26 protein-coding genes are annotated in these 26,092 nt (G+C 61.5%); 13 read left to right on the top strand and 13 right to left on the bottom strand.

Going from position 1 to position 26,092, the window contains the following annotated elements:
* The first annotated feature begins 13 nt into the window (after nucleotides 1-13).
* The 3 genes from I6I12_RS04905 to I6I12_RS04895 all read left to right on the top strand — a co-directional run bounded on the left by I6I12_RS04905 (nucleotide 14) and on the right by I6I12_RS04895 (nucleotide 3,048).
* Entirely contained in the window at nucleotides 14-1,345 is a 1,332-nt protein-coding gene (locus I6I12_RS04905) for an exonuclease domain-containing protein (RefSeq protein WP_023021238.1), read from the top strand.
* 76 nt (nucleotides 1,346-1,421) lie between these two features.
* Nucleotides 1,422-2,039 (top strand): hypothetical protein, encoded by a 618-nt coding sequence (locus I6I12_RS04900; RefSeq protein WP_023021237.1) that lies wholly within the window; start codon nucleotides 1,422-1,424, stop codon nucleotides 2,037-2,039.
* 10 nt (nucleotides 2,040-2,049) lie between these two features.
* A complete protein-coding gene (locus I6I12_RS04895) occupies nucleotides 2,050-3,048 on the top strand; it encodes a GTP pyrophosphokinase (RefSeq protein WP_023027873.1) in 999 nt (332 codons plus the stop codon).
* 10 nt (nucleotides 3,049-3,058) lie between these two features.
* On the opposite strand, the gene I6I12_RS04890 is transcribed toward I6I12_RS04895, so the two are convergent.
* Genes I6I12_RS04890 through ilvA form a run of 4 tightly spaced genes read right to left on the bottom strand, consistent with a single transcriptional unit; the run spans nucleotide 3,059 to nucleotide 5,600 of the window.
* Nucleotides 3,059-3,448: an RNA-binding S4 domain-containing protein gene (locus tag I6I12_RS04890; RefSeq protein WP_023021235.1), complete on the bottom strand. Its 390-nt coding sequence runs from the start codon at nucleotides 3,446-3,448 to the stop codon at nucleotides 3,059-3,061.
* Nucleotides 3,449-3,691: a hypothetical protein gene (locus tag I6I12_RS04885; protein WP_200288887.1), complete on the bottom strand. Its 243-nt coding sequence runs from the start codon at nucleotides 3,689-3,691 to the stop codon at nucleotides 3,449-3,451.
* A gap of 2 nt (nucleotides 3,692-3,693) precedes the next feature.
* Nucleotides 3,694-4,332 (bottom strand): YigZ family protein, encoded by a 639-nt coding sequence (locus tag I6I12_RS04880; protein WP_200288886.1) that lies wholly within the window; start codon nucleotides 4,330-4,332, stop codon nucleotides 3,694-3,696.
* Nucleotides 4,332-5,600 (bottom strand): threonine ammonia-lyase IlvA, encoded by a 1,269-nt coding sequence (ilvA, locus tag I6I12_RS04875; RefSeq protein WP_023021232.1) that lies wholly within the window; start codon nucleotides 5,598-5,600, stop codon nucleotides 4,332-4,334. Before ilvA ends, I6I12_RS04880 begins: the two co-directional genes overlap by 1 nt.
* 99 nt (nucleotides 5,601-5,699) lie before the next feature.
* Between ilvA and I6I12_RS11985 the strand changes: the two genes are divergently transcribed.
* A complete protein-coding gene (locus I6I12_RS11985) occupies nucleotides 5,700-6,497 on the top strand; it encodes a hypothetical protein (protein ID WP_234288176.1) in 798 nt (265 codons plus the stop codon).
* A 48-nt stretch (nucleotides 6,498-6,545) separates the two neighbouring features.
* On the opposite strand, the gene I6I12_RS04865 is transcribed toward I6I12_RS11985, so the two are convergent.
* Together I6I12_RS04865 and dnaE are read right to left on the bottom strand one after the other, a co-directional pair.
* Nucleotides 6,546-7,736 (bottom strand): cobalamin-independent methionine synthase II family protein, encoded by a 1,191-nt coding sequence (locus I6I12_RS04865; protein WP_200288885.1) that lies wholly within the window; start codon nucleotides 7,734-7,736, stop codon nucleotides 6,546-6,548.
* A 72-nt stretch (nucleotides 7,737-7,808) separates the two neighbouring features.
* Nucleotides 7,809-11,381: a DNA polymerase III subunit alpha gene (gene dnaE, locus I6I12_RS04860; RefSeq protein ID WP_023021228.1), complete on the bottom strand. Its 3,573-nt coding sequence runs from the start codon at nucleotides 11,379-11,381 to the stop codon at nucleotides 7,809-7,811.
* A gap of 27 nt (nucleotides 11,382-11,408) precedes the next feature.
* On the opposite strand from dnaE, the gene rarD reads away from it, so the two are divergent.
* Nucleotides 11,409-12,278, top strand: a complete 870-nt coding sequence (gene rarD, locus I6I12_RS04855) for an EamA family transporter RarD (protein ID WP_234288175.1) — start codon at nucleotides 11,409-11,411, stop codon at nucleotides 12,276-12,278.
* Here rarD and I6I12_RS04850 read toward each other — a convergent pair.
* The 5 genes from I6I12_RS04850 to lspA are packed head-to-tail and all read right to left on the bottom strand — an operon-like array spanning nucleotide 12,265 to nucleotide 15,574.
* The gene (locus I6I12_RS04850) at nucleotides 12,265-12,534 is read right to left on the bottom strand and encodes a hypothetical protein (RefSeq protein ID WP_023021226.1); all 270 of its coding nucleotides are present in this window, start codon (nucleotides 12,532-12,534) and stop codon (nucleotides 12,265-12,267) included. The genes rarD and I6I12_RS04850 overlap by 14 nt on opposite strands.
* A gap of 13 nt (nucleotides 12,535-12,547) precedes the next feature.
* Complete coding sequence (locus I6I12_RS04845; protein WP_200288884.1) at nucleotides 12,548-13,570, bottom strand: HNH endonuclease signature motif containing protein; 1,023 nt, start codon at nucleotides 13,568-13,570, stop codon at nucleotides 12,548-12,550.
* A 60-nt stretch (nucleotides 13,571-13,630) separates the two neighbouring features.
* A complete protein-coding gene (locus I6I12_RS04840) occupies nucleotides 13,631-14,167 on the bottom strand; it encodes a hypothetical protein (protein WP_200288883.1) in 537 nt (178 codons plus the stop codon).
* Nucleotides 14,164-15,090: an RluA family pseudouridine synthase gene (locus tag I6I12_RS04835; protein WP_086587410.1), complete on the bottom strand. Its 927-nt coding sequence runs from the start codon at nucleotides 15,088-15,090 to the stop codon at nucleotides 14,164-14,166. The genes I6I12_RS04840 and I6I12_RS04835 overlap by 4 nt, the downstream gene beginning before the upstream one ends.
* On the bottom strand, nucleotides 15,083-15,574 hold the full coding sequence (gene lspA / locus I6I12_RS04830; RefSeq protein WP_034655419.1) for a signal peptidase II: 492 nt from the start codon (nucleotides 15,572-15,574) through the stop codon (nucleotides 15,083-15,085). The genes I6I12_RS04835 and lspA overlap by 8 nt, the downstream gene beginning before the upstream one ends.
* A gap of 41 nt (nucleotides 15,575-15,615) precedes the next feature.
* On the opposite strand from lspA, the gene I6I12_RS04825 reads away from it, so the two are divergent.
* A complete protein-coding gene (locus I6I12_RS04825) occupies nucleotides 15,616-16,557 on the top strand; it encodes a hypothetical protein (RefSeq protein WP_200288882.1) in 942 nt (313 codons plus the stop codon).
* Here I6I12_RS04825 and I6I12_RS04820 read toward each other — a convergent pair whose 3' ends face one another.
* A complete protein-coding gene (locus I6I12_RS04820; protein ID WP_200288881.1) occupies nucleotides 16,558-17,208 on the bottom strand; it encodes a WKL family lipoprotein in 651 nt (216 codons plus the stop codon).
* Nucleotides 17,209-17,316: 108 nt separating this feature from the next.
* On the opposite strand from I6I12_RS04820, the gene I6I12_RS04815 reads away from it, so the two are divergent.
* The gene (locus tag I6I12_RS04815) at nucleotides 17,317-18,204 is read left to right on the top strand and encodes an asparaginase (RefSeq protein WP_200288880.1); all 888 of its coding nucleotides are present in this window, start codon (nucleotides 17,317-17,319) and stop codon (nucleotides 18,202-18,204) included.
* A gap of 4 nt (nucleotides 18,205-18,208) precedes the next feature.
* Here the strand turns inward: I6I12_RS04815 and I6I12_RS04810 are convergent, their stop codons facing one another.
* Nucleotides 18,209-19,597 (bottom strand): DNA polymerase IV, encoded by a 1,389-nt coding sequence (locus tag I6I12_RS04810; protein ID WP_200288879.1) that lies wholly within the window; start codon nucleotides 19,595-19,597, stop codon nucleotides 18,209-18,211.
* A gap of 158 nt (nucleotides 19,598-19,755) precedes the next feature.
* Here I6I12_RS04810 and I6I12_RS04805 point away from each other — a divergent pair, with 158 nt between their 5' ends.
* From I6I12_RS04805 to I6I12_RS04780, 6 genes are all read left to right on the top strand, one after another.
* Nucleotides 19,756-20,736 (top strand): ABC transporter ATP-binding protein, encoded by a 981-nt coding sequence (locus I6I12_RS04805; RefSeq protein ID WP_200288878.1) that lies wholly within the window; start codon nucleotides 19,756-19,758, stop codon nucleotides 20,734-20,736.
* A gap of 9 nt (nucleotides 20,737-20,745) precedes the next feature.
* Nucleotides 20,746-21,807: an ABC transporter substrate-binding protein gene (locus I6I12_RS04800; RefSeq protein ID WP_200288877.1), complete on the top strand. Its 1,062-nt coding sequence runs from the start codon at nucleotides 20,746-20,748 to the stop codon at nucleotides 21,805-21,807.
* 3 nt (nucleotides 21,808-21,810) lie between these two features.
* Complete coding sequence (locus I6I12_RS04795; protein ID WP_200288876.1) at nucleotides 21,811-23,475, top strand: ABC transporter permease; 1,665 nt, start codon at nucleotides 21,811-21,813, stop codon at nucleotides 23,473-23,475.
* Nucleotides 23,465-24,088 carry a metallophosphoesterase gene (locus I6I12_RS04790; protein ID WP_200288875.1) on the top strand — a complete coding sequence of 208 codons (624 nt, stop codon included), beginning with the start codon at nucleotides 23,465-23,467 and terminating at the stop codon, nucleotides 24,086-24,088. The genes I6I12_RS04795 and I6I12_RS04790 overlap by 11 nt, the downstream gene beginning before the upstream one ends.
* Before the next feature lie 65 nt (nucleotides 24,089-24,153).
* Entirely contained in the window at nucleotides 24,154-24,798 is a 645-nt protein-coding gene (locus tag I6I12_RS04785) for a GntR family transcriptional regulator (RefSeq protein ID WP_200288874.1), read from the top strand.
* The gene (locus tag I6I12_RS04780) at nucleotides 24,795-26,027 is read left to right on the top strand and encodes an MFS transporter (RefSeq protein ID WP_023021214.1); all 1,233 of its coding nucleotides are present in this window, start codon (nucleotides 24,795-24,797) and stop codon (nucleotides 26,025-26,027) included. The genes I6I12_RS04785 and I6I12_RS04780 overlap by 4 nt, the downstream gene beginning before the upstream one ends.
* The last annotated feature ends 65 nt before the right edge of the window (nucleotides 26,028-26,092 follow it).

The following is a 26,092-nucleotide window of genomic DNA, read 5'->3' as shown; positions in this document are numbered from 1 at the left end:
AGAAAGGCCCCTCGTGTCATTTCCCGCGCACGGCGTACTCATCGATGTCACAGCGGATAAACTCGTGCTCCACCGCACGCTGCTGGCCACCAGCCTTGGCGCCCCAGCCACGCAGGATATCCCGCTCGATTCCATCGACACTGTGCGCGTGAATGAACCGACCGCCACCGGCTTTGGCGCCCTCGACCTTGGCGCCGCCGGTTCCATCGCTTTCGCCCCGCACCAAGACCCGCAGGCCGTCGCCCGCGCCATCGCCGCCGCCCAGCGCGGCGAGGCCCCCTCCGCCACCGCCACCATCCCGGGGCTCGATTTCACCGCCGTGGATGTAGAAACGGCCAATGATAACTGGGGCTCTATCTGCCAAATCGGCGCGGTTCGCTTCCGCGATGGCCAAGAGACCGACTCCCGTTCCTGGCTGTGCACCCCTCCGCCGGGCCTAGAGCACTTTGCGGATATCAACGTCTCCATCCACGGCATAACCGCGAGCGATGTGGAAGGGGCGCCAGCTTTTGCCGACGTCGCCAAGGAGCTCTTCGACTTCCTCGGCGGCGACGTACTTGTCGCGCACAACGCCCAATTCGATTCCACCGCACTGCGCTCCGGCCTGCTTGCCGCCGGCGCCGAGGTACCCACGGTGCCGCTGGCATGCTCCCTCGCGCTAGCCCGCGACGCCTCTAAAGCCAAGGTAATTTCGGTGCGCAATCACAAGCTGCCCACCGTCGCAGCCCACCTTTCCGCTCCGGATTTTAGCCACCACGACGCCACCGAAGATGCCCGCGCAGCCGGCGAAATCATCGCCCGCTTGGCAGAGCGCTTCGGACACACCGGCAGCATCCGCGATCTATTCACCGCCCGCGAGTTCACCCTTGGCCGCCTCGAGTCCACGGCCGTCCTTCCCGTCCTGCGCGCCCACACGGCCCCGACCTCCGGCGCCGACCTCGGCGCAGGCACCGACTTCCGCGACCAAACCCGTGCGGCCGGCTCGGCAAAAAAGAAGTCCGGTGGCCCCGCCCCCTGGCAGTCTGTCGCCACGCCGGATACTATCCCCGAGCCCAATCCAGACGCTGATCCGGAAGGCGCACTTTATGGCAAGCATGTCACCCTCACCGGTGATTTCGAGCCCTATGACAAGGGGGTGCTGTGGCAGGGCATCGCCGAGCGCGGCGGCCAGGTAGCCAAAAACGTCACCAAAAAGACCACGCTGCTTATCGTGGGCGAATGGGCCAAGAAAACCTCCAAGGAAAAGCGTGCGGAGGAACTGCAGGCCAAGGGCCAAAAAATCGACATCTGGCCGGCCGATAAGCTCTTTGCCGAACTCCAACTCGACGCCGAGCCGCCCTTTTAATTTTCCCGGGAACCAAACGGCGGTTTCTCCAGTCCAATAAAGGCGACTGCACCCTACCCCACTGGAGAGCCCCGTCGTGACCGTCGCCCTGCGTTCGCCGCGTCCTACCACCGCAAACCTGCTGCCTGCCCTCTTTGCCCGTTCCTGGCTGAAAGAACAGCGGCTTTCCGACGACGGCTTTTGCGATTCCCTTGCCACCATCCAGCTCTCCCCCAGCCTGTCCATGGCGCTTGTCTTTCCAGGCAAGCGTAGCTTTCGCCGACTAAGCCACCGCGGCTTGGCAGACATGGACATTTCCACGCGCCGGGCGTGGAACCACGCCTCACATAACCTGCAACGCGCCGCCCTCGATTCGCAGGGACTGCGTTTCTGGACTCGTCCGGCTGCCTGCGAGCTCCCTTCCGCCTCCCACCTCGGGGGCCTACAGGTTCGCTCCCACGGCGCACCGATTTCCTCCTGGATCGCTCACCCAGAAACATTTACTGTGCTGGACAAGCACATGCGCCGCCTCCTGCGTTCGCACTCGCTGACCTACCTTGTCCCAGACTCCGCCACCCTCTTCGTTTTTGCCCGCCTGCCGGACACCTATGCCTGCCAGCTGGCTGCCGATGCCGTCGCGCGCGTGCCCTACCATCGCACCGTGCTCCACCCGCGCCCGCTAGTATGGTCTAACGGATTCCCGCGGGAGTTATGAAAGGAGCACCATGCCGGAAAGTAGGATGTCGCGGCTAAGCAACCAGTACCACGACTGGGCGCGCAACCACCCCACCGCTGCGGGGGACTTCCGCACCGCCATCGAGGATCTCCTCAATGACGCCGGCATCATCTTCGACCGCGTTTCTACCCGCGTCAAGACTTGGCCCTCGCTTAAGGCAAAGGCCAAAAAGCGCCGCGAGAACGGCGATTTTGTCTACCCCCAGCCGTGGCAGGAGATCCACGATGTGATGGGGGTGCGGGTCACGCTGTTTCACTCCACCGCGATTCCAGAAGCGCTGAGCGTTTTTGGTGAATCGTTTAAAGTCGAGCGTTCCGTTGATAAAGCAGCCGAGACCCGCATTTCCGGCGGCTTTGGCTACGGCTCCCACCACCTCGTGCTCACCGTGACCGAAGATAGCGCTGCCGCAATGGAAGAGCTCGCGAACTACGTAGGTTGGACCTTTGAGGTGCAGATTCGCACCGTTCTGCAGCACGCATGGGCGGAGTTTGAACACGATATCCGCTACAAGCAAGGGCCCAACCCACCCTCACCTGAAGTGGACCGCCTCTTTACCTTGGCCGCGGGGCTTATCGAGCTTGCGGACCAGCAATTCGACGAGATTGCTGCACTCAAGGCCCCAGGTACGGAAACCGATCGGGACGTCGAGCTTACCGCCGAGACCCTACCGGGCGTGCTGGCCATTATCCTGGGCAACCGTTTCCCGCTCTCGCGCTCGGAGCACTACCGATTCTTGGCGGAGTTATTGGAGCAAAACGGCGTGCGCCACTTGAGCCAGCTCGAGCAGCTGCTTGACGATACTGCCATTGCCCACGTCCACGACGCCATGCGCTACCGCTTTCGTCCCGGCCAGGTGCGGCTTATCGACGACTTGCTGCTCAACAAATTTGGCAAGCAGCATATCGAGGCCACCGCCGAATCCGGCGACCGCCCGGGCCGCAAGCGTCGGCTTACTGCGCGCCTGAAGGCCTTGCGCGCTGCCCACTAGTTTCGGCTGATTATCGGAAACCGCCGCGGAATTTCTCCATATCGCGTCGTTCCTTCTTCGTCGGTCGGCCCGCCCCGCGTGGGCGCACGGGTACCGACGGCATAAACTCCTTGGGTGGAGGCGGCGGCGCATGGTCCGTGTAGCACGTACGCGCCACGGGTGCGCCCACGCGCTTGGCCACAGTCGCTAAGACCTCAAGGTCATGCTCGTGGTGATTGCGCCACACGCGCACACGGTCGCCCGGCACCACCTGCTGGGAGGGCTTGACAGCCTCGCCATTTATCTTGACATGCCCGGCGCGCACGGCCGTCGCGGCCGCCGAACGGGTCTTAAACATGCGCACGGCCCACACCCAGGCATCAATCCGGACGGGGCGGCCGCTAGGTTGCGGTGCCGGCATCTAATACTGGTTGTGGTTCTCGTTGACGATTTTCTGGATCTTCAGCCAGTTATAGCCGCCACCGACTACGGCGACGATGGCACCCACCAACATCCAGGCCCAGAAACTTGCCGCAGATAGCACGCCCAGCACTGCTCCCACGCCGAGGCCGCCAACCACGCACACAACGGCGTTGCGGGAGTGCTTGCGCACCTGCTGCTTGCGCTGCGCAATGGGGTTATTCGGTCGCTGCTGCATACTCATGTTCAGGATCTTACCTCAACCCACGCGCTGCCAGCTTCTGCCGCCGCGAGCTGGCCCTGCGAGATCGCTGCCAGCGTTGCTTCCAGCTCTTCCAGCCCACCTGGGCGCACGGCCACGGTAAAGGTTACTGCGGCCGCGTAGGCGGTATCGGTTATCTCATAGCCGCGCCCGCGCAGATCCGCCTCCACTCGCCCGGCCGTTGCATGTGGGCACTCCACGGCATAGAGCTCCCGGCGCGCCCGGGTTACCGCACGCACCTTTTCCATGGCCTCACTCACCGCACCACCATAGGCGTGCACGAGGCCGCCGGCTCCTAACTTGATGCCACCAAAGTAGCGCACTACCACTGCGCAGACATCGAGCATGCCGGAGCCTTTGACCACATCCAGCATGGGTTTTCCGGCGGTGCCGGAGGGCTCGCCATCATCGGAGGAGCGCTCCACCGGATTCGCACCGTCGACGTGATAGATGTAAGCGGAGCAATGGTGACGGGCGTCGGGAAAGCGGGTGCGGGCGGCGTCGATAAACGCGCGGGCCTCTTCCTCATTGGTGACGCGACCGATCAAAGTAATAAATCGGGAACGCTTGATTTCAATGTCGTGTTCAACCTGGCCTACGGGGCGACGATAAGAATTTTGCATTAGGCTACGAGGAATTCATACTCGGGGGTGCCGGGCTTGAGGTACTGCACCGAAATCTTGGATTCACCCATGCGTTGCAGCAAGCCGTCGAGGTCCTCGGCGCGGCTAAGCTGCAGGCCCACTAGCGCCGCACCGGTTTCCCGGTTATTGCGCTTGAGATACTCAAAGAGTGTGATGTCATCGGTCGGACCCAAAATCTCGTGCAAAAAGTGGCGCAGCTGCCCGGGCTCCTGCGGGAAGTTCACCAGGAAGTAGTGCTTGAGGCCCCGGTGAACTAGGGAGCGCTCCATGATTTCTGCATAGCGCAGCACGTCATTATTGCCGCCTGAAATCACGCATACCACCGTCGAGCCCGGTTTCAGGTCCAGCTGATGCAGGCCCGCCACCGACAATGCACCGGCCGGCTCGGCAATGATGCCCTCATTTTGATACAGGTTGAGCAAGTCCGTGCACACCGCGCCTTCGGACACGGTGTCAAAGCTCAGGCGCTCGCGATTGGCGTCCAAAATCTCATAGGGCAGCGCGCCCAAGCGCTTTACGGCCGCGCCATCAACGAAGGGGTCGACCGCATCCAGCGTGACCGGGCCCCCGTGGTCAAATGCCGCTCTTAGCGACGCCGCCCCTTCCGGCTCCATGCCCACCACCCGAGTATCCGGTGCCATATCCGCCAGATAGGAGGTGATGCCAGAAATCAGGCCACCGCCTCCTACGGGAACGACAACGGCATCGGGCGACTTGCCCTTGGCCGAAAGCTGCGCGAGAACCTCTGCGGCTACGGTGCCCTGCCCGGTGATGGTATCGCGGGCGTCGAAGGGCTCGATGAAGGCGGCGTCGCGCTCGGCGGCGTCGGCATGCGCAGCTGCGGCTGCCTCATCGAAGTTGGAACCAACTACCACCAGTTCTACTTGGTCGCCGCCGTGAACCAGGATGCGGTCGCGCTTTTGCATTGGCGTGGGCTCTGGCACAAAAATCTTGCCGGCGATTCCCATTGTGCGGCAGGCATAAGCCACGCCCTGCGCATGATTGCCGGCCGAGGCCGTAACAATTCCCCGGTGCCGCTGCTCTTGCGGCAGATTCGACATCCCGTTTAACGCGCCACGAATCTTATAGGAGCGCACGTCCTGCAGATCCTCCCGCTTGAGGTAGACCTCGCAGCCCGTCTCGGCCGAAAGCCGGGCGCAATACTGCAGCGGAGTCGGGGCGATTTCCGAGCTAATCCGTGCCTGCGCCTGCTGGATATCGGATGCATGGATGGTCGAATCAGTCATGTCTTGACAGTCTACCCATTCGCTGGAAATTCACTGGCCTTTAGTTGCACCGTTACCTACGTAGGCAATAGTGGACATAACCACAAGAAAGGAATATCTATGCTCAAACGCATCTCTCTCTGCGTTACCTCCTCGCTCGTCCTCGCCTGCTCCCCTGCCGCGCATGCCCACGTCGTGGATAACGTGCTGGAGCATTCCGCGCCCACCGCTGCGCTGCAGCTTAACCCCATCGGTTCTCATGAATCGGGTGTGCTGGGCAAATCGGCCGCCGAAATCGTCGCTTATCACGCCGCGTCCCAGCGCATCCTCACCGTCAATGCGCGCTCCGGCGAGGTCGATATCTTAGATGGTTCCGATCCCTCCCACCCGCACAAGATCGGCGCCATCTCCGCCGGTGGTAACAGGGAGATTAACTCTGTGTCCGCGCGCCCCGTTGGCCTGGCCGCCACCGCCGTGGCAGCAGGCCTCGTCGCACCAGCTACCGCTTCTGCCACAGAAGAGCAGCCAAAGCAACTTTCGGCTGAGTGCCAGGCCGAGGTCGACAAGGCCAAGGAAGAGCACCTCAAAAAGATCAAGAGCGGCGAGCTCGGATCTTCCGCTCGCACCCCGCAGGAGCTTATGCAGGGCCTTGCCAATGGCTACGGTTCTTCCGGAATGCCCAAGGAGCCGGACTGCGTAGCCAAGGAGGCGGAGCAGCACCAGATCGAGGCACTTGAGCGTCTGCCTATTTGGGGCTCTTCCACCCCCGAAAAGTTCCTCGAGGTCATGAGCTGGGTGACCGTGGCCGCCAGCCTCGTGGCTGCGCTGCTGCAGGCCTTCAACATGGTTGCCACGGTAAACCCGGCTGTGCTGGAGCCGATGAAGAACGCCCTCAAGCAGCTGGGCGTGCGCTTCTAAACGCCACAGATTAAGCCGCTCCGAAGTTTCGGAGCGGCTTTCGGCGTTTTAGAACAGTTCGCGGGTAGCGATGTCAGCGCCTTCTACCAAAGATTGCAGCTTCGCCCACGCAATCTGGGGGTGCAGGCGACCGCCCAAACCGCAATCGGTCGACGCGATAACATTTTCAGGGCCTACTACCTCGGCGAATTGGATGATGCGATCTGCCACGAGGCGCGGATGCTCTACCGCGTTGGTGGAGTGCGAAACCACGCCTGGGTAAATCACGGTGCCTTCCGGCAGCGCGTGGTCCTGCCACACGCGCCATTCGTGCGCGTGACGCGGTGACGCGGCTTCGAAAGAGAATCCGCCGACCTCGGCCCGCAAAATTTCCTCGATGATATCTGCAAATGGGACGTCGGTTACGTGCGGGCCGTGCCAGGAGCCCCAGCAGATGTGCAGGCGCGTTTGTTCCTTGGGCAGGCCGGCGATGGAATCATTAAGGACATCGATGCGCTCACGAATGAAGCCACGGAAGTCCTCTACGGTTGGCTCCGGGTTGATTTGGTCCCAGGCCTCGGCCAGGTCGGGTGCATCGAATTGCACAGTGAGCCCGGCATCGGTGATGGCTTGGTATTCAGTGCGCATGGCACGGCCGACGTCGGCAAGCAGCTGGTGCTCATCGTCGTAGTAACGATTGTTAAGGCGCGCAGCCGAACCGGGGGAAAGGGCGGCGATGAAGCCTGGGGTGCCGGAAGGTAGGGCGTCGGCAAGCAGGCGGACATCGGCGGCGACCTCATCTTGTCCGATGTAGGTTACCGGGCCGGTAAATTCTGGGTTTGCCACCTTGGCTCGGCCGGTGAAGATGCCAGAATCCGGGTCGTTGTAGGCCTCGGAGAACAGCGCGCGGTCGCGGCGGTCAATAAACGACGTCAGCCGCGGCTCCCCCGGTTTCGAGCGCACTACCTCAGCCGATTCCCAGCGGTCGGTATCCGTCATCGTCAGCCCGCCCAGGCGGCTAAATGAGTAATTCCACCATGCGCCATAGTCCACAGCGCCCGAGGTGATATGGCCGTATTCGCCCTCGTTAATGATATCGAGGCCCAGATCAAGCTGCCGCTTGACGACGTCCGCCACCGCAGCCTCCAAAATCCCCTGGAACTCCGCGGCCGGCAGCTCCCCGCGCTTCAGGTTGGCCTCCAGGAGCTCCGGGGTGCGCGGCAGCGAGCCGACATGGGTAGTGCGAATCTTACAAACCATCAGGTTTCCTCCATCAAAATAGACTGTGCTGTCTATATTAGTGGAGGGGGTCGCCGGCCACCGAAATTAGATTCAGCCTAAGATGCCCGCGCCCATAGTGGCTTTGAGATCGCCCATGAGGTTGCCGGAGCGTTCCACGCGCAGGTGGTCGCCGAGGATCATGGTGGTGGACTCGGAGCCGTCGACAAGCTCGAGATACACGTCCGACTCGCCCTGGTTTTTGAGCAGAACCTGCTTGAGCCGGGCAATATTTTCCATGGTGCACTGGTCCGTGCGCATAGTCAGGCGCAGCGGCAGGCCCGCACCCCCGCCCGGGCCGAGGTCTGGGACGCGAATATCGGAGCAGAACAGGGAACGCCGCTCATCACGAATCTTGACGTTCACGCGTGCCAAGATGATGTTGTCCTCCACAATCTGCGGGGCGACGAGAGAGTAGACCTTGTTGAATACCAAGATTTCCACCTGCGCGCCGTTGTGGTCTTCCACCGTGACAATGGCCCATGGGGAGCCATCGCGCTTGGAGAAGCGGCGGTCCACGCCCGAGATGATGCCACCGATGATGAGCTCTTGGCCGTTGCGCACCTCATCGTTGAGGATCTTAGTCAGCGGGGTATCCGTTTGCGCGGCCAGCGCCTCTTCGAAGCCATCGAGCGGGTGGCCGGACACGTACAAGCCAAGCATCTCGCGTTCGAGGGCAAGCTCGTGTTTTCGGTCCCACTCATCTTCTGGGATATCCATGGCAAAGGCATTTGCGACCTCGTTATCTTCTCCTCCGCCGATTCCGGCGAAAAGATCGAACTGGCCCTTATCCGCGGCCTTCTTGGTGGTTTGCACCGCATCCACCGCGTCTTCATGAATGAGCATGAGACCCTTGCGCGGGTGGTTCAAGTCATCGAAGGCACCGGCCTTGATGAGCGCTTCTGTTACGCGCTTAGTGCAGGCGGTCAGCTCGATCTTGTCCAGGTAGTCACCAAACGAGGTAAACGCGCCCTTGTCGTGGCGCGACTTAATGATGGATTCCACCACTTCCGAGCCGACGTTGCGGATAGCGCCCATGCCGAAGCGGATATCCTCTCCCACCGCCTGGAAGTCTTCTTCGGATTCGTTGACGGAAGGCGGGAGCACCTTAATGCCCAGGTGGCGGCAGTCCGAAAGGTAGATGGCAGACTTGTCTTTCTTATCGCCCACCGAGGTCAACAGCGCGGCCATGTATTCCGGTGCGTAGTAGGCCTTGAGGTAGGCCGTCCAGAAAGACACCAGGCCATAGCCCGCGGCGTGGGACTTATTAAACGCGTAGGACGCGAAGGGCTCGATGGTGCCCCAAAGCGCATCCATGGCGGACTTTGAATAGCCGTTTTCTTGCATGCCGCCCCAGAACTTGTCGTACTGCTGGGCCAACACTTCGGGCTTTTTCTTACCCATCGCCTTACGGAAGCCATCTGCCTCGCCGGCCGTGTAGTTGGCGACCTTCTGCGAGATACGCATGATCTGCTCCTGGTAGACGATGAGGCCGTAGGTCTCATCCAGGATTTCCTTCAGCGGCTCTTCTAGCTCCGGGTGAATCGGGGTGATTTCCTTCCGGCCGTTCTTGCGGTCCGCATAGTCCCAGTGGGCGTTCACACCCATCGGTCCCGGGCGGTAGAGCGCAAGGGATGCCACAATATCTTTAAAGCCGGTAGGCTTCATGCGCTTGAGCAGCTCTTGCATACCACCGGAGTCGAGCTGGAAGACGCCCAGCGTATCGCCGCGCGAGAGCAGGTCATAGACCTTGGAGACTTTGGGGTCGTCGGCATGCAGCTGCTCCAGGTGGATTTCTTCGCCGCGGTTGCGCTTGATGTTTTCGATGGCATCGCCGATAACGGTGAGGTTACGCAGGCCCAAGAAGTCCATCTTCAGCAGGCCGATGGCCTCACACGCCGGGTAGTCCCAACCAGTAATGTAGGCGCCGTCGGCCGGGCGCTTCCACATGGGGATGTGGTCCATGAGGCGGACCGAGGCCATAATCACCGCACAGGCGTGCACGCCCGCCTGCCTGACGACGCCTTCCAAGCCCCTAGCCGTGTCATAAATCTTTTTCACATCCGGGTCGGATTCCACCATCTGGCGAACCTCGGTGGCCTCAGAATAGCGCTCGTGATCCGGGTCCGTGATGCCCCTAAGCGGAATATCCTTGGCCATGATCGCAGGTGGCAACGCCGCGTTGATGCGGTCGGCCATCTGGAAGCCAGGCTGGCCAAAGTGCACCTTGGCGGAGTCTTTAATGGCCTGCTTCGTCTTCACCGTGCCGAAGGTAATCACCTGCGCCACCTTGTCCTCGCCCCAGCGCTCGGCCGCGTAGGTGATCATTTCGCCGCGGCGGCGGTCATCGAAGTCGATATCGATATCGGGGGCGGACGGGCGCTCGGGATTCAAGAATCGCTCGAAGAGGAGATCATGTTCCAGGGGGTCGATATTGGTAATGGTCAGCGCGTAAGCGACAAGCGCGCCGGCCGCCGAACCACGGCCTGGCCCCACACGAATGCCCACCGAGCGCGCGTGCTTGATGAGCTCGGCCACGATAAGGAAGTAGGACGGGTATCCCTTCATCTCAATAACGGAAATCTCATACTTCGCGCGCTCGATGTACTCCTCCGGAACATCCTGACCGGGGAAGCGAGCTTGCAGGCCCTCCATAACCTCGTGGGTGAGCCAGGAAGTTGGGGTGTGGCCCTCGGGGACGTCGGCAATAGGCATGCGATCGTGGGTGTGCTCTTCCCAAATCTCGCCATAGTCTTGTACACGCTCGGCAATCCACAGCGTGTTATCGCAGCCATCTGGAATCATATCGTCCCAGGTCTCGCGCATCTGCGCGGCCGATTTAATGTAGTAGCCGGTGCCGCCGAACTTGAAGCGATCAGGGTCCATAAAGGTCTTGCCGGTCTGCACGCACAACATCGCCTCGTGCGCCGGCGCCTGGGATTCCAAAACGTAGTGGCAGTCGTTGGTCACCAGCGGCGGCAGGTCCAGCTTGCGGCCGATCTCTAATAGGCCATCGCGCGTGCGCTTTTCGATGTCCAGCCCATGGTCCATCAACTCCAAAAAGAAGTTATCTTTGCCGTAGATGTCTTGCCACATGGCCGCAGCCTCAAGCGCCTCATTGAACTGGCCTAGGCGCAGTCGGGTCTGGACATCGCCCGAAGGACAGCCGGTGGTGGCAATGATGCCGTCAGCATGCTCCGCGATGAGCTCAGCATCCATGCGCGGCCACTTGCCCAGCTGGCCCTCATAGGAGGCCAACGAGGACAGGGTAAAAAGGTTGCGCAGGCCGGTCGCGTTTTCCGCAATCATTGTCTGGTGGAGGTAGGCGCCGGAAGCGGAAACATCGTCGCGCTTTTGGTCCGGTGTGCCCCACAGCACGCGCTTTTTATTGAAGCGAGACTCCGGTGCCATATACGCCTCGATGCCGATAATGGGCTTGATACCGGCGCCGGTCATGCGGCGGTAGAAGGCATCGGAGCCGTACATATTGCCGTGGTCGGTCATGCCTACGGCCGGCATTTTCTGGCGGACCACCTCGTCTGCCAGCATATCGACCTTGGCCATGCCGTCCAGCATGGAAAACTCGGTGTGGTTGTGCAGGTGGACGAAGGAGGAGTTTTTGGCCATGCGGCTCATCATAGCGGGGCGGTCAAAATGGGCTATTATTTTGTGATGCTCTACACGCTGGCCGCCTACATCATGTGGGGATTTTTCCCCGCGTTCTTCCCTCTCTTGTTGCCGGCATCGCCTTTAGAAATCTTCGCCCACCGCGTGCTGTGGACCGCGGTGTTGGTCACGGGATTTTTGTGCCTCGCCGGCCGATGGCGCGAGTTAGTGCGCATGGACAAGCGCACGTGGGGCTGGCTCGCGGCCGCGGGAGTATTTATCACGGCCAATTGGGGCACCTACGTGGTAGCGATTAATAGCAACCACGTAGCCGATGCGGCGCTGGGGTACTTCATCAATCCCCTCGTATCAGTTGCCCTCGGCATGGTGTTTTTGAAAGAGCGGCTGCGGCCGTGGCAGGCCGGCGCGGTGGGGGTTGCGGCCATCGCGGTGCTGTATTTGACATTCTTTACCGGCCAGGCGCCCTATATTTCGCTGTTATTGGCCTTCAGCTTCGGGATTTATGGGCTGCTCAAAAAGCAGGTGCGGGTATCCTCGGCCGTCTCGGTGGCAGCGGAGGCGCTCGTGATGTCACCACTAGCGGTGGGCTACATCCTGTGGCTAGAAAGTAGCGGCCAGGGCACCTTCGCTAGCGAAGGAACCGGCCACGCGCTGCTTTTGGTGAGCGCCGGCTTAATCACCGCACTGCCGCTTCTTTGCTTTGCAGAGGGCGCGCGGACGCTACGCTTATCGACGATCGGCATGCTCCAATACCTCACCCCCATCATGCAAATGCTATGGGCGCTTTTCGTCACCCACGAGCACTTTTCGACCCACCGGTGGATCGGTTTCGGCATCATCGGCTTAGCCGTAGCAATCTACGTGGTCGACCTAGTGCGCATGGCTAGGAGCGCTTGAGTTCCTCGCGGGCAGCGCGAGCACGGCGTCGTGCGGCCTGCTCTTCCTCCGCTTTTAGTGCCCAGCGGGGCATCACTGCGATAAGGAAGATGCCATAGGCACACACGATCCCCGAAAACACCAGCGTCATCGGGGTGCCGCCGGAAACGAGGCCAATAAGCAGTGCGATGCCGGAGACCACCGCCGCAACCCAGGCGGCGATATAAGCAAACTTGTAGTTGGGCATCCACTGCGAAAAAGGCTGCTGCGAGAACATAGGTCTAGCCTACCTAGGTAGGGCTAGTGTCAACCAGATCCGGCGGGGGCTCTTCCCAGGGGTTGACCCAGCGCACGCCGCGGGCCGTGCGCTCGAAGCGGCCGTTGCGCGGCGGGCCGGTGCGATGATCGTCATTGCGGCCATTGTGATAAGCGCAGGCGGTGGTGAGGTTCTTCGCGTTCGTCCACCCGCCGCCGGCCCAGCTGAATATGTGGTGGACTTGGCACTCATCGGCAGGCTTGTGGCAGCCCTTAACCGGGCAGGTGGGGTTTTCCGCCGCAGCCATCATAAACTGCTTCCAGGTCGCCCCGCGGCGCATGCGGTACAGATTCACCGGACCTTCCACGGGATGCAGCAGGGTGACAAACCCCTCCTCTGCCAGCGCGCGCTGGGCCAATTCGGCACCGGTTATCTGCGCGCCGTTGGTCATAGTCAGCACCACATCATCACTGCCATGGGCCACGCCGACCAATTTATCTAGTGGCACCACAACATTAGTGCGCACGGTAGTGGTAGAGGCACCGGTGCGGAAGAGGGAGGCGACGTCGGCAAGCGAGCCGGCATGCTGGTGAAGTTCCGCAATGAGCGCGGAAGGACCGGTGATAGAAAGCGTCCACGGCTTTCCGGCGGCGCGGCGCCGCAGCCGCACGCCAGGCTTGTGCTCGCGTGGCGCGCGCATCCTGCGCAGCTTGGTGCGGGCACGCCTTTCCATCTCCCGCGTATCGCAGGCAAGGTGGGTGAGCTCGGCGCGCAGGGCCCAGGCGCGAGCTTGGGTGGGCGCGCGACGCGCATGCTTTTCGATGACCTCCAGCGTCGGCAGTGAATGCCTGTTAAGACGCGCCCCATCCACCGCGCGCCGTTGGCGGCGGCGAAAGCTGGTGGGGCCGAAGTAGACCTGCGCGAGCTGCGCAATAGAGTCCGCTGCGGCATCGGGCATGCCGGCGGCGGCAAGGTCGGCAGCAGAAACGGAGGCGGCCTCGGCGAGGATATCCATTGCCGAGTTCAGTGCCGCGATATAGGCCCGAATATGTTCCATGCCCCTGATGCTAAAAGCGCTGCGGGGGCACTGCGCGCTGCGGGAGCACAGAAGGCGAAATTAGCTGGGAGGGCGGATGGCGAAGCTGCCCCAGGCGGCGTCGGCAGGCGCGGGTTCGACGGCGGCAACGGAGGGGGTGGAGGCGACGTCGGCAAGCTGAGCGCCCGATCCCCACACCACAACTGCGCTAACCGCGCTGGGCCGCTGCCCATAGGAAGCATCGATGCGGTCGAAGGCGCGCTGGATGACGCCGGCACGGTCCTCACCAGCTCTCGGTTCGGGGACGTCGATGGGGGCGGTGGAGCCAATAAGGATGGCATCCATGCGCGGGGCCGCTGCAACGGCGGCCGCGGCGGCTACGGGCGGTAGTTCCTCGTCAAAGGTAACCAGGGCGTAGGCAGGCTCATTGGGAATGTCGCTGCCCGCCACGCGCGCAATATACTCCCCGCGCGATTCCCCATCGGGGCCCAGCTGGTCTCCTTGCACCTGCGAGGTAGCCTGGGTCCCCAACGCGCCGCAGAGAGCCAGCGCCGCCAGAAAAAGCACCGCGAGCACCGCCAACGCCGCTAGCCGACGCCGCCGGTAGACCTCCCTCATCCCCGCAGCACCTCCAAGGCATGGTCAAGATCGGCTGGATACGGTGCCTGAATCTCAAACCATTTGCTGGTGCCGGGGTGGGTAAAGCCGAGTTTTACCGCGTGGAGCCACTGCCGCTCGAGTCCAAGGCGCTTGGCCAGGTTCGGATCGGAGCCGTACATGGGATCGCCCACGCACGGGTGGCCGGTGGCAGACATGTGGACGCGGATTTGGTGGGTACGGCCGGTCTCTAGGTGCACCTCGATGAGGCTGGCCTCGCGGAAGGCCTCGATAAGGCTGTAGTGGGTAACGGCCGCTTTGCCGTCATCAAGCACGGCGAATTTCCAGCCCGACTTGGGGTGGCGGCCGATGGGGGCATCGATGGTGCCCTCAATGGGATCTGGTAGGCCTTGGACCACGGCGTGGTAGGTCTTTTTCACGCTGCGGTACTTAAAGGCATGCTTGAGCGCAGAGTAAGCGCGCTCCGAGGAAGCCACGACCATCACCCCAGACGTACCCACATCGAGGCGGTGCACGATTCCCTGGCGCTCAGTCGGCCCGGAAGAAGCCACCGTATAGCCGGCTGCGCGCAGCCCGCCGATGACCGTTGGCCCGTCCCACCCCACGCTCGGATGCGCGGCCACGCCCACCGGCTTATGCACGCAGATGATATCGGCATCGCTGTAGAGCACGTCCATGCCTTCCACGAGCTCTTCGCGCGGCAACAGCGGCTTTTCTGGCTCAGGTAAAAGCACGGAAACCACGTTGCCGGAGGTCAAACGCTCGGATTTGCCCAATTCTTGGGAATCGATGGTGACGCTGCCTTCGGCACATAGCTGCGCGGTGGCGCTGCGGGAGAGGCCAAGGAGCTTGGCCAGGGCGGCGTCGGCACGCATGCCTTCTAGCCCTTCGGGGATGGGGAAGCTGCGCATCTGCCTATTCATGCTCGGCCTTCCTTTCCTCCAGCACCATGGTGATAATGAAAAGCACCACTCCGCAGGTGATAGCCGCATCTGCGATATTGAACACGGCGAAAGAGCCAACCGAAATATAGTCCACCACGTGCCCGAACCAGAAGCCGGGGGCGCGGAAGATGCGGTCGGCAAAATTACCCAGCGCACCGCCAGCAATGAGCGCTAGGCCTACTGCCTGACCGGAGTGGGTAATGCGCGGGGCGGCTACGGCCACGCCGAGCACAAAGACCAATTGGATGGTAGTAAACAGCCACGTAGATCCCTCCCCGCCCATGGAAAAGGCGGCACCAGGATTAAAAAGCAGCGTAAAACGGAACCAGTCCCCAATCACCGGCAGGGGTTCGCCCTCGTTAAGGATGGAGAGCATTACCTGCTTCACGGCTTGATCCACCAGCGCCACGGCAATGACTACTGCGGCGATAAGTCCTGTCTTGCTCCTTCGTTTTTGACTCACCCGGTCTATTCTAAACGGGAGCGTCCGGTATTTTGGTAAGCGTGTTTCGAGTCAAAGTTTTTGCAGCCCTGACCACAGCCGCCGTAGCGCTTACGGCGTGTTCCTCTGAAAAGCCAGGCCCGGCGGTGGAACAACCCGTAGGCCTGACCATCGACGCCCCGCGCGTCACCGTGGATAATCCCGGAACCGGAGAGAAAAAACTCCTGGAATACCGCGATATCGACTCCACGCAGGACCTAAACTACCGCGTTACCGAGGGCTTTGCGCAGGACCTGCTCAAAAAGTCCGCAGCTGAGAAGTTTCAGGCCGCCGACGTCGATTCCACCACTACTACCCTGCCGTTATCGGCCAAGGTAGAAAAGGCCAGCGAGGACGTCGAAGACCAGCTACCAGCCAGCCGCAATGCCTTCGTCACGGCCGGAACTCCAGAATCTACCGGAGATAAAGACGTCTCCTCGGCGGAGGGATTCCAATTCGGTTGGCGTGGCCAGGACACCGGCCAGATGAATTCGCTGCGCCTAGCTGCGCCCCAGAATGCCACGGATGATGCCCGCGGCTCCGTCGAACAGGCGATTATGAAGCTGACGGCCCTACCCGTAGTTTTCCCTACCGAGGAGGTGGGCAAGGGCGCGAGCTGGTCGGTGGATTCGCGTGTGACCGGCGAGTCTACCCTGCTGCAGACCACGCGCTATACGGTCGATTCCATCGATGGCGACCGAGTGAAACTAAACGTAGAGGTAGAACAGCGGCCCTCGCTAGGCGCACTGTCCTTTGCAGGCCAGGCCCAGGGCACGGAGCTGGAGAACAAAGAGCTCAAGGTTTTAGATTCCAGCACCAAGTCCAAGGGCAGCATCACGGTGGATTTGAGCAAGCCGCTGCCCGTAGACGGTGACGTGTCTTTCGACACTAAGGTCATTTATGGTGCCGCCGGCTCGGAGCTGCGCGTGGTGCAGTCGAGCCTGACGGAGCTGAACTTTTCCTAGTTACTCGGCCGGGGCTTCTACAGGAGCCTCTGCCGGGGCCTGCTCGGCACCGGCAGCGGGGGCATCGCCTTCCGCGGGTGCACCGTCGCCCTCGGCCGGAGCCGGGGCAGGTGCGGAGGCACCGGCGCCAGTGTCCGCACACATTTCTGGAACCTGCTCTGGCGGCACCGTATTTTGAATAAGCGTGCAAGCCCAAGCCTTGGAAAGCTTCCAGGTGCCATTTTCATACACAAACTCCACCTGTTCTGCGGTCTGCTGCTGGCCGTCAGCGGTGGTGAAGTTCACGGTGGTAAGCACGGACTGCGGGTCATAGCCCGGCAGTACGGGATCCACGACCTCAAACTCGGCGCCGGACTCCGCCTTGGATTTTGCCATGGTGTCAAAGATTTCCGGCGCGGTCTCGCCGCCTTGCACGGTGGAGGTCTTTTCTTGCTCGGAGGCATTGGGGTCGGTGGCCTTGGCCAAAATTGCGTTTAGGTCAGCCGGGGACGGCAGCGCGGGGGCGGCGGAATCGCCGTCCGAGGAAGCGGATTCCTTTGCCTCGGTGTTGGCGGCGGCGGAATTGTCCTGCTCATCGTCGGAAGAGCAGGCGGCCAGGGCGGTAGCCGCGGTCAGTGCGAGGCACGCGGCACTAAACTTGCGGAATTTCAATTCTAACTCCTCACGTGTGGGTTCCAAACTCCCATCAGTTTACAGCTGCACCACCCTTTTCCGGATTGCGCCCGCCGCGTGGACGCAGATTTCTTTAACCTTAGGTACATGACCCGAATTGCTTTGATCGCCACCGGCGGCACAATAGCGTGTACCACCACAGCCGATGGTTCCCTTGTTCCCACCGTCTCCGGCGCGACCCTAGCCGCCGATATCGACGCCGAGGTAGTGGAGTTTCGGCAACTCGACTCCTCCTCTATCACTTTGGCGGACCTCGATGAGCTCATCGCGGTGGTTAACGCCCAAACGTCGCGGGAGGACATCGACGGTGTAATCATCACCCATGGCACCGACTCGATGGAAGAGACCGCGTTGGCACTGGAGATTTTCTGTAGCGGTGCAAAGCCCATCGTGCTCACGGGGGCGCAGCGTTCCTACGATCACCCCGCGGCGGACGGCCCTAGCAACCTGCGCGATGCCCGCGATCTTGCAGCCAGCGGGCGCGCCGGGGTGTTTATCTGCTTTGGCGGTGCGAGCATTCCGGCGCGCGGTGCGCGCAAGCGGCACACTAGTGACCTGCGCGGATTCGAGTCTCTGGGTATCCCTGGCACCACGCCGCGCCTAGCTCCTGCCCCGCTGGCGCCGCACCCAGTGGAGATCATCCCAGCCTATCCGGGAGCTGGCCGCCTGCTGGTTGATGCTGCCGCCAATTCCCCTGCCAGCGGCCTCATTATCGAGGCCATGGGCTCGGGCAATATGGGCGAGGACATGGGCCGCGCGCTTGCCGACGCCCTCCGCGCCGGCCTCCCCGTCGTCATTTCTACCCGCACGCCCTACGGCCCAACAGCGCTGGCCTACGGCGGCGACGGCGGTGGCGCGAGCCTTGGGAAACTGGGCGCTATTAACGCCGGGTCTTTCCGCCCGAGCCAGGCGCGAATCCTGCTGGCAGCGGCACTGGCCACTGGCACCGACCCAGCTGAGCTATTCCGACAGTAAATGCTTAGTCTTCGGTGGTGAGCCAATCCTGCCAATCAAGCGAGTCGAGCGGATCCGCCGGCGCGAGCGCGGGTTCATCGGCCGCGAATGACTTGGTACGGCCGGGCCCCGTGGCACGGGTTTCAAAGCGCACGCTCACTACCCCATGCCCGACGCCCTGAATCCAGCCGTGGCCGTATTCGGGGTGGAATACGTCTTGCGTTGCGTGCCACTGGCTATCGGTTTCTTCTTCCACCGTCACCGTCGGTGTCGGTACTGGCGGCGCAACGTCGTCGCTCACTCCGGTTTCATAGTCCGTATCTGCCGGCGCGGGCCGCACGATTTCACGGTCCAGTTCCGGGAAGAGCACGTCTTGGCGGGCGGTTTCTAACCCGGAATAGCTCACTCCCACTAGGCGAATGGGCCCGAGCTCATCGGGATAGCGGGCGAGCTTGAAGGCGGCGGCGGTGAGCACGGCGGCGTCGTCAGTCGCGTACGGCAAGGTAGTTGAGCGCGACTCGATGTGAAAGTCCGCCATGCGCAGCTTCACCGTCACGGTGCGTGCGCCACGCCCGTCCTTGAGCAGCCGGCGGTGTGCGCCCTCCGCCGCGCGGGCTATAGCTGCATCGACCTCCGGCACGGTTAGCAAATCCTTCGGGTAGGTGTGCTCGGTAGAAATCTGCTTAGAAATAGCGCGCGGCGCTACCTCTCGGTCATCAATACCGCGGGCCAGCTGCCACAGCTGCAGACCTACCACGCTGCCGATAGAAATCTCCACTTCCTTGCGCGTCATCGCCGCGAGCTGTCCAATGGTTTCCACCCCAATGGAATTCAGCTTCGCGCCGGTCACTGGGCCGACTCCCCATAGCTTGTTCACCGCAAGCGGGTGCAGCATTTCAAGCTGGCGCTCGGCCGGGATTACGAAGGTGCCATCGGGTTTCGCCTCGCCTGAGCCAATCTTGGCAAATTGCTTACCCGAACCCGCACCGATGGAGCACGGCAGCCCCGTTTCCTTACGGATGAGCGCGCGCAATTCATCCGCCCAGCGCTTGACCTCATCCGCGCTCGCGCCTTGTAGGGCGGCGGGTTCCATAAAGGCCTCATCGATGGAAAGTTGCTCGATGACTTCCACGTGTTGCGCGATGATGTCGAATACCCGGCGCGAGGCCGCCGAATAGACCACCCGGCGCGGCTGCACCACCACCGCGCGTAGCCCAACGAGCTGCTGCGCGCGGTACATCGGCATGGCCGAATGCGCACCGTACACGCGCGCCTCGTAGGAGGCGCCTGCCACCACGCCGCGTCCGCTGGTTCCGCCCACCAAAACCGGACGCCCCCGCAGCGTAGGCCGGGTCAGCTGCTCGACGGAGGCGAAAAACGCGTCCATGTCGATATGTAAAACCCAGCGTTGCATGCGGCCCAGTCTAATAGGCGTACCTCTACATGCACTCCTGGGTGTTTGCGTGCCGTTAATTAAAGCTTTAATCCCCTTCCATCTTCACGTCACCCACATGCAATATTACGGCCTTATCTTTTTCGAGGTTATTTCTTGAAGAAAGTATTTCGCTGATTATGGACTCACCCCACGTCATCTTGCGCGGCGTTAAGCGCGAATTCGCCGATAATACGGGCCTCCACGAGACCGATCTGAGCATCAACCGCGGTGAATTCGTCTCTATTCTCGGACCTTCCGGCTGCGGCAAGTCCACCCTGCTGCGTTGCATAGCCGGATTAGAAACGCCTGACGCGGGAACCATCTCCTTCGGAGAGATGGAGGTATTTGGCCCACGAACCAACGTAGCCGTCAATAAGCGCCGGCTTTCGATGGTCTTCCAGGACCTCGCACTGTGGCCACACATGACGGTGGAAAAGAACATCGAGTTTCCGCTGACCACCCCAGGCAATAAGGTGGCGGCAGGCCAACGGGCCGAGAAGGTCCGAGCCTGCATGGACATGGTGGGTATCGCTTCCAAAGCGAAGGCGCGGCCAAACCAACTTTCCGGTGGCCAACAGCAGCGCGTTGCCATCGCCCGCGCGTTGGTTTCTAATCCAGATGTCCTGCTTATGGATGAGCCGCTGTCCGCCCTCGACGCCGCGCTGCGCGTGCAAATCCGCGCAGAGCTCACCCAGCTGGCACAGGAGCTGGGGCTGACGGTCATCTACGTCACGCACGACCAAGCCGAGGCACTTGCCATGTCGGATCGCGTCGTAGTTATGACTCAGGGCCATATCGAACAATTCGCGGATCCAGTCACCCTTTACGAACAGCCGGCCACCGATTTCATCGCTGGCTTCGTAGGCACCATGAACCGCCACCCACAGCTACCCAGCGTACGTCCAGAAAATCTCACCGTCACCACTGCGGAGGAGGACACCGGCGCCTCCCCGCGCCGGGTCGAGGCGCAGGTTCTTGGCGCTCACTACATCGGTGGGCGCTACGAGTTGCGCTGCAATGTTCCCGGGGCCGAGGAGCCGTGGGTGGCATATTCACCGCGCCGCATCGCTCGCGGCGAGACCGTCCACCTCAACTATCCATCTTCTCTTTCTGCATAGGAGCCACACATGTTCACCAAAAAGTTTACTGCCGTTATCGCTACCACCGCTGCTGGAGCGCTCGCCTTGACCGGTTGCGGGTCCGTTGAGGACAGCACCGAAACCGCCACCGACGAGTCCACCTCTTCTGCTGAGAAGTGGAAAGCGCCTGAAGGTCTATCCGGCGAGGTGGATTACTACTCCGCTAACCCACAGGGTCTCACCGACGCCCTCGTGGAGGCCTTCGAAGAAAAGACCGACGTCCACGTCAATGTTTTTGCCGACACCACCGGAAAGATCACCGCCAAGCTCAAGGCAGAGGAGGCAAACCCGCAGGCTGACGTCGTCTACCTCGCCTCGTGGGCGGCAGCTAGCAAGCAGGACAAGTCCGGCGCCCTTGAAAAGTACACGCCGGAGGGAGCGGACAAGATTGAGTCAAAGTGGGCGTCGGAAAGCGGCACGTTTACCGGCCGCGATGGTTCGGCTCTAGCACTGGTAACCAACACCAACGTCGTGGACGAGGCCCCGAAAGACTGGGAGGACCTCACCGATGAGAAGTACAAAGACCAAATCATCATGCCGGACCCGCGCGAATCCGGTACCGCAGCCGACCTCATCGCGGCCATGGTGGACCAATGGGGCGAGGAGAAGACCTGGGACCTCTTTGACAAGCTCTTTGACAACGGCATGATCGTCCAAGGTGCCAATGGCCCAGCGCTCGACCAGGTCACCTCCGGTTCCCGTGGCATCGTCCTCGGCGGCGTTGACTACTCCGCATACTCCGCGCAGAAAAAGGGTGAGCCGCTCGAGGTCGCCATCCCTACTTCCGGTACCACGGTCACCCCGCGCCCAGTCATGATCCTGAAGTCCTCCGATAACAAGGAAGCCGCAGAGGCCTTCGTGGACTTCATGTTCTCCGAAGAGGCACAAGAAATCTCCGCCTCCAAGAACATGATTCCGGCCAATAAGGACATCGCTCCAAAGAATGGCCCGAAGCTGGATGAGATTAAGACCCTCAACGATGACCTCGATGGCCTGGTTTCTCAGTCCAAGGACATCAAGGAAACCTTTGCCAAGCGCTATTTGAAGTAACCAATGAGCTCCACCACCACTCCCCGACGTCGCCTTGGGATATACGGGGTCCTTCTCATCTTGCTCGCCCTCGTCGCCGCACCACTGGCTTCCGTGTTGGTCAACGCGGCCGTGGGCTACCACGATGAGCCCTCAGCCCTAGGCAACATTGTCCAACCGGGCATGCTGCACATCCTTGGCAATACCATCTTGTTGTCCGTGCTGGTCGTGGCTTTTGCCACGCTCATGGCCGCCCCGCTCGCTTTTCTACGTGCGTGGACGCGCTTTAGCTCGGCCAACTGGATCGAGATCGCCGTCATGATCCCGTTTATGACTCCGCCCTTTGCGGCGGCAATGGCGTGGATGGATTTCACCCGCCGCGGTGGTGTCGCAGAGATGCTTCTCGGCCACGGCGCTGGCAAACTCGCCCACGATGTCATTTACTCGGTGTGGGGCATGGCCTTCATCATGGCCGTGGAGCTTTTCCCTTTCTTATATCTCATCCTGCGCACCTGCCTGAATTGCATTCCAGCGTCAACGTTGGAGATGGCCCAGGTAGCCGGCGCGAGCCGCTGGCAACAGGCCGTGCGCATCATCGCCCCAAATGTTATTGGGCCATATTCCCTTGGTGCACTCATCATCTTCATCAAGGCCGCCGGCGAGTTTGGCACCCCAGTTACGCTGGGCAATGCCATCGGATACAAGGTGCTCGTCTCCTCTATTTATGAAGACGTCACCATCGACCCCCTCGACTTTTCCAGCGCCGCCGCGTCCTCTTCGGTTCTCTTTGCCATTGGCGTGGCTGCGTGGGCATTCCAACAGTGGATTTCGCGCCACGATCTCACTGGCGGCGGACGTGTAAGCCGCCCCGTGCTCATCCGCCTCAGCCCAGTCGGCTCTATCCTCGGCGCACTCATTGCCGCAGTCATCCTCTTGGCTTCGGTGGTCATTCCCTATCTTTCCATCACTTTGTCCGCGATGACCATCCTGCGCTCGGCCCCACCTACGCTCAATAACCTCACCTTCGATTACTTCTCCATCGTTGTGCAGATGCCCACCGCACAGGAAGCGCTGATTCGCTCCATCGGCTTGGGTGCCCTTGGCGCCACCGCTGCCGTAGCACTAGGTGTCCTCGTCACGGTGCTCACCCGCCGCCAAAGCTTCATAGGCGCAAAGCTGAGCGATTTCTTGGCCGTCGCCCCCGATACCGTGCCGGGCATCGTGCTGGCCATTGGCTTTATTTTGCTGTGGAACTCTCCTTGGCTGCCCTGGTCTCCCTACGGCACGATGGGCATGCTGGTCATGGCTTTTACGGTGCTCTTTTTGCCCATGACCATTCAAAATATCAAGACTTCAGCCGAGTCTATCTCCCCCACCATGTACGAGGCCGCCGCGATTTCGGGATCCTCAACTCTGCAAACTTTTGGGCGCATTACCCTGCCCTTGCTTGCTCCTGGCATCTTCGCTGGCTGGCTCCTCGCCTTCTTCGTAGGCATCCGCGAGCTGGTCATGTCCTCGCTCATTCGCCCCAGCCAGGTCAACCTCTTGGCTCCGTGGATTATGAACCAATTCGATCAAGGACACCGTGCCGAGGCCATGGCTATGACGCTCATCGGTGTCGGAACGTCCACAATTGTCTTGGTAGCTATCACGTGGTGGCAAAACCGAAAGGCCGCACATGCCCGCTAGCATTTTTGTCTTTGCCGATCTGCACCTAGGCCGCCCGGGCGCCCCCGGCTTGGACTGGGCCCTGCAGGCACTCGAGGTTGCCGCCAACAGAGGGGCCACAGCGTGCGTGTGCTTGGGCGATATCATTGACCGCAACGCTAACTCGGCCGAGTTTATGCCTCAGGCCCGCACCGTTATGGCCCATGCTGTCACTTTGTTCAGCGAAGTCCACTTCATTTCCGGCAACCACGATACCCACCACCACCTGGACTTCCCGCCCGAGGTGACAGTCCACGGCACGCAGGTGCATACCTTTCGCATAGGAAACACCACGGTCCTAACCGCAGCGGTGGCCACCGATCCGGACCCGCGCCGCCTCCAGCTTCCTCCCCGCCGCAGCAACGGCCCCGTCCTCGGCCTCCTACATTCTTCCGTCACCGGTGAGTTTTCTAAAGGCACCTGCCTACCACTTTCTGTAGACCAGCTACAGGCCTGCGAGGCCGATGCCTGGATCCTTGGGCACGTCCACACCCCGCACACGCTTGCCGACGCCCCCTTCATCGGCTGGGTCGGCATGGGCCACGGCTTACTCTTCGACCCCGATACGTGCCACGTCACACGATTGCCTAACTAGATTCGTTCCCCACAAAGTACACCTTCACGCTTGCTTGCATGCAAGCTTGTATGCAAGATGGATGCATGTCCAATGAACGAATGCAGCCCGCCGCGGAGCGCGCCTATGACTTCGTCAAAGAGAAGATCATCGACGGCTCCTTCGAGCCCTCGCAGATGCTTTCCGAGGCCTCACTCGCTACCGAGATGGGGATTAGCCGCACCCCGATGCATGAGGCCTTTTTGCGCCTAGAGGTCGAAGGCTTTCTACAGCTCTACCCCAGGCGGGGTGCGCTCATCGTGCCGATCAGCCCGCAGGAAATTCACGAGGTCTATGAAGCACGCTTGCTCGTAGATAGGCACTGCGCTGAGAAAATCTGCGCCATGCCTGATGCCGAGCGCGCGGACATTGCTGATCAGCTGGATGCGACCATCGCGGAACAAGACACGGCGTTGGATGGCGCAGACCTGCATGCCTATACGCATCTTGATGCGCGTTTCCACCAGATCATCATGGATGGCGGGGCGAATAGCCTGCTGGCGGGACTGGGACACCAGTTGCGCGAGCGCCAACAGCGTTTTACCGCCACAGCCATTGGCCGCAATGTGGCCCGTGCCCGCACCTTCGTGGACCAGCACCGCACGCTTGCCGATGCCCTCCGCACCGGCGACCTCGACGCCTACCTCTCCACATTGGACACCCACCTAACCAACTCAAGGAATCAACTATGACCGAAAAGTTTGCCCAGCACTCATGGTTTCCCGTCGCCGGCAGCATGGTTGCCGTGGCGTGGGGCGGCAATGAGTTCACCCCTCTCCTAGTTATGTACCGCGAGCAATCACACTTCTCGCAGGTCACTGTCAACGGGCTCCTAGCCGCTTATGTGCTCGGCATCGTGCCGGCGCTGCTCATCTCTGGCCCGCTTTCGGACTACATCGGGCGCCGCCCCACAATGCTGCCTGCCGCACCCCTATCACTGCTGGGTTCATTCCTACTCTCCATCGCGCCGAATGAGCCCCTCGTCATCGCCGTGGGCCGCATCATGTGTGGCTTGGCTCTAGGCATCGTCATGGCGGTCGGCTCCACGTGGGTGGCGGAGCTTATCACCCGCGCCGGCGGCGACCCCGCTGCTGGCCCGCGCCACGCTTCGATGTGCCTAACCCTAGGCTTTCTCATCGGCGCTGGCCTCGCATCGGTGCTGGCCCAATGGGGCCCGTGGCCAACCCATCTGGCCTATATCCTGCACATTCTCCTCACCGTCGCCACCGCCATCTGGTTGATGAATACCCCGGAGACTCGCCCACCACGTGGCGCCACGGTAAAAGATACCTTCCTCGACCTGAGCATCCGCGACATGCTGCGCATGCTGCACATTCCCTCCGCAGCCCACCGCCGCTTCGTGCGCATCGTCTTGCCGGTAGCACCGTGGGTCTTCGGCTGCGCTGGTGCCGCCTACGCGCTCTTGCCCCAACTTTTGTCCAAGTCTGCCAGTGAAGCACCCATTGCTTTCTCCGGCCTCATGACTGTTATCACCTTGGGCTGCGGCGTTGGCGTCCAAATGCTCGGCAAGGTCATTGACACCAGCCGGTCCGCCCGTGCTTCCGCGGTGGCAATGGGAGTTATCACCGTAGGCACCATCCTCGGTGCGGTTGCCTCTAGTACCCGTTCGCTGCCGCTCGGTATCGCCGGCGCAGCCGTCATGGGTGCAGGATATGGCCTAGCCCTTGTCGCCGGTCTATCCGAGGTCCAGCGCATCGCCCGCCCTGAAGAACTCGCTGGCCTCACCGCCGTGTACTACTCGGTGTCCTACACCGGCTTCTTTATCCCCATGGCCTTCAGCGCGCTCGCCCCGCTGCTCGGCTTTACCACCCTATTCCTCATTGGCGCCGTGCTTGCACTGTGCTGCCTAGTTAACGCGGTCCTCGGCTGGCGCGCTCACCTGCCCGGTCCAGTCCGCTAAGTCCTATCACTCGTGAAAATTGCCCAGCCACGCCGGCTGGGCAATTATTTTTAGGTGGCAGCTAG

Source organism: Corynebacterium kefirresidentii (assembly GCF_016599755.1).
In the GTDB taxonomy this organism is placed as follows: Bacteria; Actinomycetota; Actinomycetes; order Mycobacteriales; family Mycobacteriaceae; genus Corynebacterium; species Corynebacterium kefirresidentii.
The sequence above is the reverse complement of the archived record's forward strand: the minus strand, read 5'-3'. Positions and strand labels throughout refer to the sequence as shown.

Excerpts from the sequence above, each read along its gene's own strand:
- I6I12_RS04895 (WP_023027873.1), top strand. The coding sequence starts at position 2,050 with ATGCCGGAAAGTAGGATGTCGCGGCTAAGCAACCAGTACCACGACTGG.
- I6I12_RS04890 (WP_023021235.1), bottom strand. The coding sequence starts at position 3,448 with ATGCCGGCACCGCAACCTAGCGGCCGCCCCGTCCGGATTGATGCCTGG.
- I6I12_RS04885 (WP_200288887.1), bottom strand. The coding sequence starts at position 3,691 with ATGAGTATGCAGCAGCGACCGAATAACCCCATTGCGCAGCGCAAGCAG.
- I6I12_RS04880 (WP_200288886.1), bottom strand. The coding sequence starts at position 4,332 with ATGCAAAATTCTTATCGTCGCCCCGTAGGCCAGGTTGAACACGACATT.
- ilvA (WP_023021232.1), bottom strand. The coding sequence starts at position 5,600 with ATGACTGATTCGACCATCCATGCATCCGATATCCAGCAGGCGCAGGCA.
- I6I12_RS11985 (WP_234288176.1), top strand. The coding sequence starts at position 5,700 with ATGCTCAAACGCATCTCTCTCTGCGTTACCTCCTCGCTCGTCCTCGCC.
- I6I12_RS04865 (WP_200288885.1), bottom strand. The coding sequence starts at position 7,736 with ATGGTTTGTAAGATTCGCACTACCCATGTCGGCTCGCTGCCGCGCACC.
- dnaE (WP_023021228.1), bottom strand. The coding sequence starts at position 11,381 with ATGGCCAAAAACTCCTCCTTCGTCCACCTGCACAACCACACCGAGTTT.
- rarD (WP_234288175.1), top strand. The coding sequence starts at position 11,409 with ATGGGCTATTATTTTGTGATGCTCTACACGCTGGCCGCCTACATCATG.
- I6I12_RS04850 (WP_023021226.1), bottom strand. The coding sequence starts at position 12,534 with ATGTTCTCGCAGCAGCCTTTTTCGCAGTGGATGCCCAACTACAAGTTT.
- I6I12_RS04845 (WP_200288884.1), bottom strand. The coding sequence starts at position 13,570 with ATGGAACATATTCGGGCCTATATCGCGGCACTGAACTCGGCAATGGAT.
- I6I12_RS04840 (WP_200288883.1), bottom strand. The coding sequence starts at position 14,167 with ATGAGGGAGGTCTACCGGCGGCGTCGGCTAGCGGCGTTGGCGGTGCTC.
- I6I12_RS04835 (WP_086587410.1), bottom strand. The coding sequence starts at position 15,090 with ATGAATAGGCAGATGCGCAGCTTCCCCATCCCCGAAGGGCTAGAAGGC.
- I6I12_RS04815 (WP_200288880.1), top strand. The coding sequence starts at position 17,317 with ATGACCCGAATTGCTTTGATCGCCACCGGCGGCACAATAGCGTGTACC.
- I6I12_RS04810 (WP_200288879.1), bottom strand. The coding sequence starts at position 19,597 with ATGCAACGCTGGGTTTTACATATCGACATGGACGCGTTTTTCGCCTCC.
- I6I12_RS04805 (WP_200288878.1), top strand. The coding sequence starts at position 19,756 with ATGGACTCACCCCACGTCATCTTGCGCGGCGTTAAGCGCGAATTCGCC.
- I6I12_RS04800 (WP_200288877.1), top strand. The coding sequence starts at position 20,746 with ATGTTCACCAAAAAGTTTACTGCCGTTATCGCTACCACCGCTGCTGGA.
- I6I12_RS04795 (WP_200288876.1), top strand. The coding sequence starts at position 21,811 with ATGAGCTCCACCACCACTCCCCGACGTCGCCTTGGGATATACGGGGTC.
- I6I12_RS04790 (WP_200288875.1), top strand. The coding sequence starts at position 23,465 with ATGCCCGCTAGCATTTTTGTCTTTGCCGATCTGCACCTAGGCCGCCCG.
- I6I12_RS04785 (WP_200288874.1), top strand. The coding sequence starts at position 24,154 with ATGTCCAATGAACGAATGCAGCCCGCCGCGGAGCGCGCCTATGACTTC.
- I6I12_RS04780 (WP_023021214.1), top strand. The coding sequence starts at position 24,795 with ATGACCGAAAAGTTTGCCCAGCACTCATGGTTTCCCGTCGCCGGCAGC.